General features: G+C 65.8%; 12 protein-coding genes. 11 read left to right on the forward strand and 1 reads right to left on the reverse strand.

The features are described 5' to 3' along the window. Positions 1-54: 54 nt before the first annotated feature. From G0P99_RS08660 to G0P99_RS08710, 11 genes are all read left to right on the forward strand, one after another. Positions 55-882: a xanthine dehydrogenase family protein subunit M gene (locus tag G0P99_RS08660; RefSeq protein ID WP_164128977.1), complete on the forward strand. Its 828-nt coding sequence runs from the start codon at positions 55-57 to the stop codon at positions 880-882. After that, positions 882-3,626: a molybdopterin cofactor-binding domain-containing protein gene (locus G0P99_RS08665; RefSeq protein WP_164128978.1), complete on the forward strand. Its 2,745-nt coding sequence runs from the start codon at positions 882-884 to the stop codon at positions 3,624-3,626. The genes G0P99_RS08660 and G0P99_RS08665 overlap by 1 nt, the downstream gene beginning before the upstream one ends. Then, complete coding sequence (locus tag G0P99_RS08670; RefSeq protein WP_164128979.1) at positions 3,619-5,112, forward strand: 6-hydroxynicotinate reductase; 1,494 nt, start codon at positions 3,619-3,621, stop codon at positions 5,110-5,112. The genes G0P99_RS08665 and G0P99_RS08670 overlap by 8 nt, the downstream gene beginning before the upstream one ends. Continuing rightward, positions 5,109-5,984, forward strand: coding sequence for a UPF0280 family protein (locus G0P99_RS08675; protein ID WP_164128980.1), 876 nt, complete (start codon positions 5,109-5,111; stop codon positions 5,982-5,984). Before G0P99_RS08670 ends, G0P99_RS08675 begins: the two co-directional genes overlap by 4 nt. After that, the gene (locus tag G0P99_RS08680; protein WP_164128981.1) at positions 5,977-6,558 is read left to right on the forward strand and encodes an amino acid synthesis family protein; all 582 of its coding nucleotides are present in this window, start codon (positions 5,977-5,979) and stop codon (positions 6,556-6,558) included. The genes G0P99_RS08675 and G0P99_RS08680 overlap by 8 nt, the downstream gene beginning before the upstream one ends. Next, complete coding sequence (locus G0P99_RS08685; RefSeq protein ID WP_164128982.1) at positions 6,555-7,136, forward strand: amino acid synthesis family protein; 582 nt, start codon at positions 6,555-6,557, stop codon at positions 7,134-7,136. Before G0P99_RS08680 ends, G0P99_RS08685 begins: the two co-directional genes overlap by 4 nt. 87 nt (positions 7,137-7,223) lie before the next feature. After that, on the forward strand, positions 7,224-8,438 hold the full coding sequence (locus G0P99_RS08690; protein WP_164128983.1) for an ABC transporter substrate-binding protein: 1,215 nt from the start codon (positions 7,224-7,226) through the stop codon (positions 8,436-8,438). Positions 8,439-8,504: 66 nt separating this feature from the next. Beyond that, a complete protein-coding gene (locus G0P99_RS08695; RefSeq protein ID WP_164128984.1) occupies positions 8,505-10,349 on the forward strand; it encodes an ABC transporter permease in 1,845 nt (614 codons plus the stop codon). Further along, a complete protein-coding gene (locus tag G0P99_RS08700) occupies positions 10,346-11,119 on the forward strand; it encodes an ABC transporter ATP-binding protein (RefSeq protein ID WP_164128985.1) in 774 nt (257 codons plus the stop codon). The genes G0P99_RS08695 and G0P99_RS08700 overlap by 4 nt, the downstream gene beginning before the upstream one ends. Then, a complete protein-coding gene (locus G0P99_RS08705; RefSeq protein ID WP_164128986.1) occupies positions 11,112-11,813 on the forward strand; it encodes an ABC transporter ATP-binding protein in 702 nt (233 codons plus the stop codon). Before G0P99_RS08700 ends, G0P99_RS08705 begins: the two co-directional genes overlap by 8 nt. 62 nt (positions 11,814-11,875) lie before the next feature. After that, positions 11,876-12,313, forward strand: a complete 438-nt coding sequence (locus tag G0P99_RS08710) for a MarR family winged helix-turn-helix transcriptional regulator (RefSeq protein ID WP_164128987.1) — start codon at positions 11,876-11,878, stop codon at positions 12,311-12,313. Here the strand turns inward: G0P99_RS08710 and G0P99_RS08715 are convergent. Then, entirely contained in the window at positions 12,308-13,420 is a 1,113-nt protein-coding gene (locus tag G0P99_RS08715; protein ID WP_203583024.1) for a CaiB/BaiF CoA-transferase family protein, read from the reverse strand. The two genes, G0P99_RS08710 and G0P99_RS08715, sit on opposite strands and share 6 nt — an antisense overlap. Positions 13,421-13,426 lie beyond the last annotated feature (6 nt).

Consider the following 13,426-nt stretch of genomic DNA (forward strand, 5'->3'; position numbering starts at 1 on the left):
ATACCGTTAGCATACTAACAAGATTGGCAACCACAGGACGGGACCGATCCAAGGATGCACTATCACGCGCCCGAGACACTGGACGATGCCCTGACCCATCTGACCACCGGCAACGTGACCATCGTGGCGGGGGGCACAGATGTTTATCCCGCGCGCGGCGCGGCGCCGCTGAAACGCGACCTGCTCGATATAACCCGCATCGCGGGCCTGACCGGCATCACCCACGGCCCCGGCGGCTGGCGCATCGGTGCGACCACCACCTGGACCCGGATCGCCCGCACCGACCTGCCCGCTGCGTTCGCCGGGCTGCAAGCCGCCGCGCGCGAGGTGGGCAGCATCCAGATCCAGAACGCGGGCACCATTGCGGGCAATCTCTGCAACGCGTCACCCGCCGCCGATGGCGTGCCGCCGCTCTTGACACTTGATGCGCAGGTGGAACTGGCCTCGCTCGACCGCCGTCGGCTGCTGCCGCTGTCCGAGTTCCTGACCGGCGTCCGCCGTACCGCGCTTGCCCCGGCCGAGATGGTCACCGCCATCCTGCTGCCCGATCCGCCCGCCCATGCGGCGGGTGCCTTCGACAAGCTCGGCAGCCGCCGCTATCTGGTGATCTCCATCGCCATGGTCGCGGTGGTGATCGGGCGCGACGCCAGCGGCCGGATCGACCATGCGCGCGTCGCGGTCGGCTCCTGTTCACCCGTCGCACAACGCCTGACCGAGCTGGAGGCCGACCTGATCGGTCAGTGCCTCGGAGACATCCACGTCACCCCTGCGCATCTCACCCCGCTCTCGCCCATCGACGACGTGCGCGGCAGCGCCGGATACCGGCTGGACGCGGTGGCCGAACAGATCGCCCGCGCCATCCGCGCCGCAGGAGGACAGTGATGGATCGTCCCTTGTCCACAACAACAGATTTCACCCTGAACGGCGCGCCCGCGCGCGCCACCCCGCAACCGGGCGAACGCCTGTCGCGGATGTTGCGCGAGCGTTGCGGCGCGCGCGAGGTAAAGGTGGGCTGCGACGCGGGCGATTGCGGCGCCTGTACCGTGTTGGTCGACGGCGCCCCGGTCTGCGCCTGCCTGACGCCCGCGCATCAGGTGGCGGGCCGCCGGGTGGATACGCTCAAGGGGCTGGCGACTGATCCTGTGGCGCAAAGGCTCAGCGACAGTTTCCTCGCCCATGGTGCGGCGCAATGCGGCATCTGCACGCCCGGCATGATGGTGGCGGCCACCGCGCTGTTGCGGGAAACGCCCGCCCCGACCGAGACACAGGTTCAGGATGCACTTGGCGGCGTGCTTTGCCGCTGCACCGGCTATCGCAAGATCATCCAGGCGGTGATGCAGGCGGGCGCACCGCTGCCCGCCCCCCTTTCGGACGACGGGCATTCCGGCGCCGCCATCCCCCGGCTCGACGGCGCGGGCAAGGTGGCGGGGACCGAGGCCTATGGCGACGATGTCGCCCCCATGGGCACGCTGGAGATCCTGCTGGTGGGCGCGCCCTACCCCCGCGCGGGCTTCACGCTGGGCGATATCGAGAGCTGGCACAGCGCCAATCCCGGCGTGGTGGCGGTGCTGACCGCCGCCGACGTTCCGGGCCGCAACCGGTTCGGCGTGATGCCGGGGTTCGAGGATCAGCCCGTGTTTGCCGAAACGGAGACCCGATTTCGCGGCGAACCGGTTGCCGCCATCGTCGCCCCGCCCGATGTGGCCGCAACGCTCGACCTCGCCCTCTTTCCGGTGACATGGACCCGCCTCGACGCGGTGGAAAACGTCGCGGACGCCACCGCCCCCGGCGCACCCCTGCTGCACCCGGACCGCGCGGGCAATGTCATGGTCACCGGGTTTGTCGCCTGCGGCGATGCCGAGGCGGCGCTTGCTGCCTCGGACGTGGTGGTCGAGGGGCGCTATGCCACCCCCTTTGTCGAACATGCCTATATCGAGCCCGAGGCGGGCTATGCCTATCTGGACGGTGACAAGGTCGTGGTCCACGCCTGCACCCAGGCCCCGGTGCTGGACCGCGACGGGCTGCAAATGGTGCTGGGCTTCGGCTCTGATCGTATCCGCATCATCCCCACCGGCGTCGGCGGCGGTTTCGGCTCGAAGCTTGACATGTCGGTGCAGCCCTATCTGGCGATAGCTGCGCTGAAGACGGGGCAGCCGGTGCGGCTGGCCTATAGCCGGGTGCAGTCGATGCAGATGAGCACCAAGCGCCACCCCTCGGAACTGCTCCTGCGCATCGGCGCCACGGCCGACGGGCGGCTCAAGGGGTTCAGCCTGCAAGGCCGCTTCAACACCGGCGCCTATGCCAGCTGGGGCCCGACCGTGGCCAACCGGGTGCCCGTGCATGGTTCCGGCCCCTATTTCATCCGCGATTACCGGGCCGAGGCGCAGGGCATCCACACCCATTGCCCGCCGTCGGGCGCGTTTCGCGGCTTTGGCGTGCCGCAGGCCGCCATCGCGCAGGAAACCCTGTTCGACGAACTGGCCGGGAAACTGGGGCTGGACCCGCTGGAGTTCCGCCTGATCAACGCGCTGACAACCGGCCAGCCCACCGTCTGCGGTCAGGTCTTTACCCAGGGCGTCGGCATCCGCGCCTGTTTGCAGGCGCTAAAACCCGACTGGGCCCGCGAACGCGCCGCGGCCGAGGCATTCAACGCCGAAAACACGGTCCTGAAACACGGCGTCGGCATCGCCGCGGGCTGGTATGGCTGCGGTAACACCTCGCTGCCCAACCCCTCGACCATCAAATGCGGCATCCGGGCCGATGGCACACTCGTGCTGCATCAGGGGGCGATGGATATCGGCCAGGGCGCCAATACCGTCATCACCCAGCTTTTCGCCACCGCGCTTGGCATCCCGACCCACCGGATCGAGCTGATCGGCCCCGATACCGACCTGACCCCCGACGCGGGCAAGACCTCGGCCTCGCGCCAGACCTTTGTGACCGGCAATGCGGCAAGGCTAGCGGGGGCGGCGCTGCGCGCCGCGATCCTGACCCGCGTCAATGCCGGGCCCGAGGCCACGTTGACGCTCGACCAAGGCCGGATCCATGTCACCGACACGGACCGCACCCATGTGATCGACCTGACCGAACTTGCCCCGGACGCCGACGGCTATGTCCTCGGCGCCTCCGAGACCTATGACCCGCCCACCAAACCGCTCGACAAGAACGGCCAGGGTGTGCCCTACGCCCAGTTCGGCTATGCCGCCCATCTGGCGGTGGTCGAGATCGACACAAAGCTTGGCACCCTCCGCCCACTGCGCTTCACTGCTGCCCATGACGTAGGCCATGCCGTAAACCCCGCCCTGGTCGAGGGCCAGGTCGAGGGCGGCATTGCCCAGGGTCTCGGCATGGCACTGATGGAGGAATATATCCCCGGCCGCACCGACAACCTGCACGACTACCTGATCCCCACCATCGGCGACGTGCCCCCGATCGAAACCCTGATCATCGAGGACCCCGACGAACACGGGCCATACGGCGCCAAGGGCTTGGGCGAACACGCCCTGATCCCCACCGCCCCCGCACTCCTCAACGCGATCCGCCACGCCACCGGCGTGGCGCTCCGCCAGACCCCCGTCACCCCCGCCCGCCTGCGCGCCGCGCTGAAGGAAGCCGGACATGACTGACCGTATCCGCCCCGAAAAGATCCGCTGCGACGCCTGCCCGGTGCTCTGCTATATCGCCGATGGCAAATCCGGCGCCTGCGACCGCTATGCCAACCATGGCGGCGAACTGGTCCGCCTGGACGCGCTCACCGTGATCGAAAGCGGCAGCACCCGCGTCGTGCCCTTCCTCAAGGACGCGCAGACAGGCGATGACTGGGACGGCAACATCGTCCAGCAGAACCGCGCCTTTGTCACCGCCGTGGGTGCCGGCACCACCTATCCCGATTACAAGCCCGCCCCCTTTATCGTCAGTCAGGAGGTCGAGGGAGTCGACATGGTCACCGTGGTGACCGAGGGCATCTTCTCCTATTGCGGCGTCAAGGTGAAGATCGACACCGACCGCCATATCGGCCACGAACGCGACGTGGTGCGGGTCGATGGCGAACCCATCGGTCATGTGATGACCAGCGAATACGGCTCCAAAATGCTGTCGCTGGGCGGCGTCGAGCACCTGACCGGCGGCTCCAAGAAAGAGGGCCGCGTCACCTGTGACGCACTCCTGCGCCTGTGCAATTGCGAAGCGGTAGAGATGGTGATCGGCGAGCCGGGCCATGAAACCACGCTGATCGTGCAGGCAGGCCGCGCCCCCATCATCAACGGGGTCGAGGAAAAGCTGATGCGCGTCGGCTGCGGCTCGGCCGCCATCGGCATGTTCGCGAAACAATGGCTGGGTCATGCCGATGACGTGGTGGTGGTCGACGACCACATCACCGGCGTGCTCAGCGAGCATCAGGCGGGCAAGATGCTCGACGTGCCGCCCACCGGCATCCGCATCAAGGGCCGCCGCTCCACCCCGGGCCGCTATTTCCAGGTGGCCGATCCAGGCACCGGCTGGGGCGGCACCGATGTCGAGGACCCGCTGGTCATTCTCGACAAGTTCAAGCCAGACGTGGCCTGGCCCGGCCTGCGGCTGATGATGGTCTCCACCACGGGCGAGCAATTCGCCTATTACGAGCTGGACGCCGATCTGGTGCCGCAGCCGGTTCCGGTCCCCGAGAAACTGCGCGCCTCAGCCGAGTTGATCGCGGAAAACTGCGAACCCTCGGTCTGTTCGGTCCTGTTCATGGGCGGCGCGGGCGGCTCCTTGCGCGCAGGCGTAACAGAGAACCCGGTGCGCCTCACCAAATCGGTGAAATCCTCACTCACCCATGTCTCCTGCGGCGGGGCGGCGGCCTATGTCTGGCCCGGCGGCGGCATTACCGTGATGGTGGACGTGACCGAGATGCCCTCGAACTCTTTCGGCTATGTGCCCACGCCCGCGCTGGTGGCGCCCATCGAGTTTACCATGCGGGTCAGCGATTACGGCACGCTCGGCGGGCATGTCAGCGAGATCAAACCGGTGGCGCAAGTGGTCTCGGAACGCGACCGCAAGCTGGCCAGGCGCGAGAAACAGCCCGACCCCAACGCGCGCGAGAACTACCGTTGGTCGCGGGGGGATGCCGGATGACCGGACCCACAGCCGCCCTCTTGCCCGACAGCAAACGGCTGCATTTGCAGCACGGGCCCATTGACCTGATCATCGGGGCCGAGGGCGGACCGGGCGCGCGCGAGGCGGCGTTTGCCGCCTCGACAGCACGGTTTGCAACGGTGCTAGAGGAACTGGTCAGTGAACTACCGCTCCTGAAAACCGAACTTGTGCCTGACGCGCCCCTGCCCCTTGGTCCGGTTGCGCTGCGCATGGACGCCGCCTGCCGCCCGCTGTTGGCTTTGTGCCTCACCCGAATGGCCGCCGTTGCCGGTGCCGTGGCCGACGAGGTGCTGGCCGCAATGCTCTCCTCTACGCCGCTGACCCGTGCCTATGTGAACAACGGCGGCGATATCGCCCTGCACCTGACAGGTGCTGCCCGTTTCACCCTCGCCATGGCCACGCCCGACGGGCGCGACCTTGGCCGCATCTCGGTCGGCGCGGGTGACGGGGTCGGCGGCATCGCCACCTCGGGTCTAGGCGGGCGCAGCCTCAGCCTCGGCATCGCCGAGAGCGTCACGGTGCTCGCCGGCAGCGCCGCCGCCGCCGACGCGTCGGCCACGCTCATCGCCAATGCAACCGACCTGCCCGGCCACCCCGCGATCCGCCGTGCACCTGCCAACACGGTGAAGGATGACAGCGATCTGGGCGACAGGCTGGTGGTCACGAACTGCGGTCCGCTCACCGAAAGTGAGGCGGAAACCGCTGTACAAAACGGTCAATCGCTGGCCGAATCCCTGTACAAAACGGACAGAATCCGCGCCGCCCACCTGTACTTGCGCGGTCACGCCGCCATGGCGGGCGCGCCCAAGACGATAACCCCAATCCGCCGGGAGACCCTTGAACATGCCTGACGTCATTGTGCGCAAGACCGTGTCTGCGCTGGAGGAGATCTATCACGAAGGCGGGCCGGTGGCGGAAACGCCGCTGCGCCGGGCCTCGGTCATGACGATCATAAAGAACCCGTTCGCCGGGCGCTATGTTGTTGATATTCAACCCTTTATGGAAGACCTCAAGCCCCTTGGCCTGAGCATGGCGCAACAGCTTCTTGATATGCTGGGCGGCCCCGACAACATCCAGGGCTATGGCAAGGGCGCCTTGATCGGCGAGGCGGGCGAGCTGGAACACGGCGCGCTCTGGCACGCACCGGGTGGCTACGCCATGCGGCAGCTGCTGGGCAAGGCCAACGCGATCGTCCCTTCTGCCAAGAAAGTCAGTGGCTTAGGGGCACGGCTCGACGTCCCGATCACCCATATCAACGCGGCCTATGTGCGCAGTCATTTCGACAGTATGGAGGTCGGCTGCAACGACGCACCGCGCGCCGACGAGATGGCGCTGATGCTGGTCATGACCACCGGCCCGCGGGTGCATTCACGCTCAGGCGGGCTGGAGGCATGGCAGATCAAGGGAGAGGACGGACTGAGATGACCAAGATCCGCAAGATCGCTGTAATCATTGAAGAAACCCGCATCGAAGCAGGCCGCGAGATCGACCCGCCCACCCGCAAGGCGGTGGCCGTGGCGGTGATCGAGAACCCGTTTGCCGGACGCTATGTCGATGACCTGACCGAGCTGATGGACAGCGGCGCGGAACTGGGCGCGCTCTTGGGCGAGCGCTGTGTGCAGGCGCTCGGCATCACGCCGCAACAGGCTGAAAGTTATGGAAAATCCGCTATGGTGGGCGAGAATGGCGAGCTGGAACACGCCGCCGCCATCCTGCACCCCAAGCTGGGCGCCCCCCTGCGCAAGGCGGTGGAAAAAGGCGCGGCACTGGTGCCCTCGTCCAAGAAGATGGGCAGCCCGGGACAGGTGCTGGATGTGCCGCTGGGCCACAAGGACGCGGCCTATGTCCGCAGCCATTTCGACGGGATCGAAGTGCGGCTGAACGATGCGCCACGCGCCAATGAAATCATGGTCGCGGTGGCCGTCACCGACAGCGGCCGTCCGCTTCCGCGCGTCGGCGGGCTGACCCACGCCGAGGCCGAAGGCAAGGACGGGTTGCGCTAACATACTGAAACCAATTTACTTTCATCGATCAAACTTGCAGAAGTCGGAGCAACCGGCCGCACTTATCAGATCAACAGGAGGACTGAAATGACACTGATCAGACGTACCGTTCTGGGCGCTCTGGCCGCATTGCCGCTGGCGGCACTGTCGCCACAACTGGCCCGCGCCGCCGAAACCATCGTGCTGGGCGAGGTGAACAGCTATACCCGCCTGCCCGCCTTTACCGAGCCCTACAAGAAGGGCTGGGAACTGGCCATCGAACAGATCAACGCCGGAGGCGGCGTGCTGGGCAAGGAGCTGGTCGTGGTCAGCCGCGACGACACCGGCGACCCGGCCACTGCCATCCGCATCGCCGAGGAGCTGATCGCCAAAGAAGGCGCGGTGATGATCTTTGGCACCTTCCTGTCCAATATCGGGCTGGCGGTGTCGGATTTCGCCAAGCAGAAACAGGTGCTGTTCCTGGCCTCGGAACCGCTGTCCGATGCCATCGTCTGGTCCAAGGGCAACAAGTACACCTATCGCCTGCGGCCCTCGACCCATATGCAGGCCGCGATGCTGGCCGAACAGGCGGCCAAGCTGGATGCGGTGAAATGGGCCACCGTGGCGCCCAACTATGCCTATGGTCAGGACGCGGTCGCGGCCTTCAAGGCGGAATTGACGCGCCTGCGCCCCGATGTGGAGTTTGTAGAGGAACAGTGGCCGCCTGTCTTCAAGATCGACGCCGGCCCCACCGTGCGCGCGCTGGAGGCGGCCAAGCCCGACGCGATCTATAACGTGACCTTTGGTGGCGACCTGGCAAAGTTCGTGCGCGAAGGCTCGTTGCGCTATCTCTTCGACGACCGCCCGGTCGTGTCGCTCTTGACCGGCGAGCCGGAATATCTGGAGCCGCTTCAAGGTGAGACGCCGAATGGCTGGATCGTGACCGGCTATCCCTCGACCGATATCGACACGCCCGAGCACAAGGCATTCGCCGAGGCCTATATGGCCAAGTTCGGCGAGGCGCCAAAGACCGGCTCGATCGTGGGCTATAACTCGGTCCTGTCGATTGCGGCGGCGATCACCAAGGCAGGCTCGACCGACACCGACGCCCTGCTGGCCGCGATGGAAGGTCTGGAAGTGACCAGCAGCCCGACCGGCCCGTTCATTTTCCGCGCCGCCGACCACCAATCGACCATGGGCGCCTATGTGGGCAAGACCGCGCTGGTCGATGGCCAGCCCAAGATGGTGGATTGGACCTATGCAGATGGCGCGGCCTATCTGCCGTCGGAGGAAGAGGCAGCCAAGCTGCGCCCGGCGGAATAACGCCCTGAAACCCGAGGGGCCACGCGCCCCTCGGGACCCTGACCTGACCAGAGGAAGACCGGCCTGATGGGCTTTTATCTCGCACAATTGCTGACGGGACTGGCGAACGCGTCCTCGCTGTTCCTGATCGCGTCGGGCTTGTCGATCATCTTCGGCGTGACCCGGATCGTGAATTTCGCCCATGGCTCGTTCTACATGCTGGGGGCCTATCTGGCCTATACGCTGGTCACCACGTTACAAGGCGGCATACCGGGCTACTGGTTCAGCGTGCTGGCGGCGGCGGTGCTGGTGGGCGGCATCGGGCTGGTGGTCGAGATGACCATCCTGCGCCGCATCTACCGGGCGCCGGAACTGTTCCAGTTGGTCGCCACGTTTGGCGTGGTGCTGATTGTACAAGACGCAACGCTGGCGATCTGGGGGGCCGAGGATCTGTTGGGCCCGCGCGCGCCCGGCCTCGACCGCGCCGTGCGCCTCATGGGCGAGCCGATCCCCGAATACGACCTGGCCCTGATCGCCATCGGCCCCGCCGTGCTGGCCGCGATCTGGCTGGTGTTCCATCGCACCCGCTGGGGCATTCTGGTGCGCGCCGCAACGCAAGACCGCGAGATGGTGGGCGCCCTGGGCGTCAATCAGGCCTGGCTGTTCTCGGCCGCCTTCGTGCTGGGCTCGGCGCTCGCCGGGTTGGGCGGCGCATTGCAAATCCCGCGCGAGGCGGTGTCGCTGCAAATGGATCTGTCGATTATCGGCGAAGCCTTTGTCGTGGTGGTGATCGGCGGCATGGGCAGCGTCACCGGCGCCTTTGTCGCCGCGGTTCTGATCTCGGTCCTGAACGCATTCGCCATCCTGATCTTTCCGCAGATTTCCATCGTGCTGCCCTTTGTCGTGATGGCGGCGGTGCTGATCGTGCGGCCCTATGGGCTGTTCGGCCGCCCCGGCAGCGAGCATGGCGGCACCGAAGAGCCGGAACAGCCGCTGCGCCTGCTCGATCAGAGATCGACCATGGTGCTGCTGGCGCTGGTGGCGATGCTGGCATTCAGCCCGGCGGTGGTGTCGGATTTCACCACCATCCTGCTGGTCGACGTCATGGTGGCGACACTCTTTGCCGTATCGCTGCATTTCATGATGGGTGTGGGGGGCATGGTCAGTTTCGGGCACGCCGCCTATTTCGGGGTCGGCGCCTATGCGGCGGCGATGGCGGTCAAGGTGCTGGGCTGGGGCATGTTGCCCGCCATGGCGCTGGGGCCGGTGGCGGCAGCGCTGGCGGCGCTGTTCTTTGGCTGGTTCTGCGTGCGCCTGTCCGGCGTCTATCTTGCCATGCTGACCATGGCGGCAGCGCAGATCCTGTGGGGTGTGACCTTCCAGTGGCAGGATGTCACCGGCGGCGATGACGGCATTCTGGGGGTTTGGCCCGATGAATGGGCCTCGTCCGACCGGGTCTATTTCTATCTGGCGCTGGTCCTGTGCCTGGGTGGCATCTGGCTGCTCAGGCGGGTGGCGCATTCGCCCTTTGGCTATACCCTGCGCGGGGTGCGCGACAGCCGCATCCGGGCCGAAGCCATTGGCATCGACACAAGGTTCCATCAATGGATGGGCTTTACGCTGGCCGGAACGCTGGCGGGGCTGGCGGGCGTCGTGTTCGTGTTCTCCAAGGGCTCGGTCTTTCCGGACGCGCTCAGCATCGGGCACAGTATCGACGGGCTGATCATGGTCCTTCTGGGCGGCATCCATGCGCTGGCGGGGCCAGTCTATGGCGCCATGGCGATGGTGCTGATCGAGGATTGGGTCAGTCGGCTCGACTATTGGCGCTTCATCTTCGGCGGTATCATCCTGACCGTGGTTCTGCTGGCGCCTGACGGGCTGGCCGGTGGCGTCCGGCGGCTGATCCAACTGGTGCGGAGGGATGCGGCATGACCCCGGTTCTTGAGGTGCGCGGCCTCTCCAAGGCCTTTGGCGGGGTGCAGGCCGTCGACGATGTCAGCTTTGAGTTGCGACAGGGAGAGTTTCTGGCCCTGATCGGCCCCAATGGCGCGGGCAAGACCACCTGTTTCAACATGCTCAACGGCTATCTGCCGCCCAGTTCCGGTTCGGTCAAACTGAACGGGCGCGAGCTGATCGGGACGCCGCCGCGCCGGATCTGGCGGCTGGGGGTCGGGCGCACGTTTCAGATTACCGCGACCTTTCTGTCGATGACGGTGCTGGAAAATGTGCAGATGGCGCTGATCTCGCATCACCGCCGGGTCTATGACCTGTTTTCGCGGGCGACGCGGATGTATCTGGACGAGGCGATGGCGCTGCTGGATCTGGTATCGATGCGCGAACAGGCGGACCGGCCCTGTTCGGAACTGGCCTATGGCGACCTGAAGCGGCTGGAACTGGCGATTGCGCTGGCGCATGAACCGGCGCTCTTGTTGATGGACGAGCCCACCGCCGGGATGGCCCCGTCCGAGCGCGTGGCTCTGATGGGGCTGACGGCGGATATCGTGGCACGCGGCAAGGTCTCGGTGGTCTTTACCGAACATGACATGGACGTGGTGTTCGCCCATGCCCACCGGATCCTGGTGCTCAATCGCGGCCGATTGATCGCCGAAGGCACCGGCGCCGAGATCCGCACCAACCCGCTGGTGCAAGAGGTCTATCTGGGCGGTGGCCGCCTGTTCGAGAAGGAGCGCGGCAATGCTTGAGATCGACGGCCTGACCGCCCGCTACGGGCGCGCGCAGATTCTGAACGGCGTGTCGCTGACACTGGGCGACAACGAGGTGGTGGCGCTCTTGGGTCGCAACGGTGCGGGCAAGTCCACCACGATGAAATCGGTGATGGGTCTGGTGCGCCAGACCGGCGGCAGCATTCGCCACGACGGGCAAGAGATCAGAGGACGAGCGTCCCACACCATCTGCCGTGCGGGAATCGGATACGTACCCGAAGACAGGCGCATCTTTGGGGAACTGACGGTAGAGGAAAACCTGGAAGTGGGCCGCCGCCCCGCCCGCGAGGGTGCCCCGCAATGGACCACCGAACACCTGTTTCAACTGTTCCCGAACCTCGCGGAACGGCGGCGCAACCTGGGCAAGCAACTGTCGGGCGGGGAACAACAGATGCTGACCATCGCGCGGACGCTGATGGGCAACCCCTCGCTGGTGCTGCTGGATGAACCCAGCGAAGGCATCGCCCCGGTGATCGTCGAGCAGATGGCCAACGTGATTTCAGAGCTCAAGCGCGAGGGGCTGTCGGTGCTGATCTCGGAACAGAACCTGCATTTTGCGCGCGAGGTGTCGGACCGGGCCTATATCATCGAAAAGGGGACGATGCGGTACGAGGGGAAGTTTTCGGACCTGGATGCGAACCCAGAGATTTCAACCAAGTACCTTGCCGTGTGACTGGCCATTGGGCGAGAGACGCGCACCTTTGCGGGCGCGGTACTGACCGGAGAGAAGAACAGATGGACGACAAGGCAGACCATGACAGCGGACCCTACCTGCTTGACGATCAGGTGGGCTACATCCTGCGTCTGGCCAGCCAGCGCCATGCAGCGATCTTTCAGGCCCATGCCGTCGAAGGGTTGACCGCCACCCAGTTCGCCGCGCTGGTGCGCCTGTCCGAGCATGGGAAGTGCTCACAAAACCGGCTTGGACGACTGGCGGCGATGGACGTCGCCACCATCAAGGGCGTAGTCGACCGGCTACGGCAGAAGGGGTTCACGCTGACCGAACCCGACCCCGACGACAAGCGCCGGACGCTGATTTCGCTGTCGCCTGAGGGCGAGGCGCTTGTCGCGCGCATGAAAGAGGTGGGCGCGCGGATCACCGAAGAGACGCTGGCGCCACTCAGCCCGGCCGAGCAGCGCAACCTGATCCGGCTCTTGCAGAAGATCTCATGACCGGGCGGGCTTCTTTGGCGAAGCCCTGTCGAGCACCAGTTCCGAACGCGAAAACCGGATCGGTGTGCGTAGGCCCGGCACGCCCTCGGGGTCGATCCGCATGCCGCGATGGGCGATCTGCGGGTCGTCCAGCGCCTCGGCCACCGAGTTGATCGGCCCACCCGGCACGCCACCCTTCTCCAACGCGGCCAGCAGATCCGCCTTGGTCCATTTCAGGCAGGCCGCCGTCAGCAGGTCGGTCATCTCGGCCCGGTGCGCGACCCGGTCGGGATTGGTGGCAAAGCGTGGGTCATTGATCAGCTCGGCCACACCAAGAATGGTGCAGAGCGTGCCATATTGCCGGTCATTGCCGCAGGCGATGATGATATGGCCATCGGCCACCGGAAACACCTGATAGGGCACGATATTGGGATGGGCATTGCCCAGACGTGTCGGGCATTGCCCCGAGGCAAGGAAGTTCATCGCCTGGTTGGCCAGCACCCCTGTCATGCAGTCGAGCAGGCTGAGATCCACATGCTGGCCCATCCCGGACCGTTCCCGTTCGGCCAATGCCGCCTGAATGCCGATGACGCCGTAAAGCCCGGTAAAGATATCAGCAAAGGCAACGCCGATCTTTTGCGGCTCGCCCGCCGGATCGCCAGTCAGGTCCATGATGCCGCTCATGCCCTGGATCAGAAAGTCATAGCCCGCCCGATGAGCATAGGGGCCATCCTGTCCGAACCCGGTGACCGAACAATAGACAAGGCGCGGATTGACCTCTTTGACGCTGTCATAGTCGAGGCCGAATTTCTTCAGCCCGCCGACCTTGAAATTCTCGATCAGCACATCCGCCTCGCGGATCAGGTCGAGCAGTTTGTCGCGGTCGCCCGCATCGCCGAAATCGAGCGCGATCGAGGTCTTGCCCCGGTTGGCACCGTGGAAATAGGCGGCCGAGCGGTCGCCCTCGCGCTCGATGAAAGGGGGGCCCCATTTGCGGGTGTCGTCGCCCTCGGGACTTTCGACCTTGAGCACCTCGGCGCCTAGATCGGCCAGGGTCTGGCCGATCCACGGCCCCGCCAGAATACGGGCCAGTTCGACCACTTTCAGCCCTTGCAACGGTGCGCTCATAATTCC

Origin of the sequence: Ruegeria sp. PrR005, assembly GCF_010500245.1 — a bacterium.
GTDB lineage: Bacteria > Pseudomonadota > Alphaproteobacteria > Rhodobacterales > Rhodobacteraceae > Ruegeria_B > Ruegeria_B marisflavi.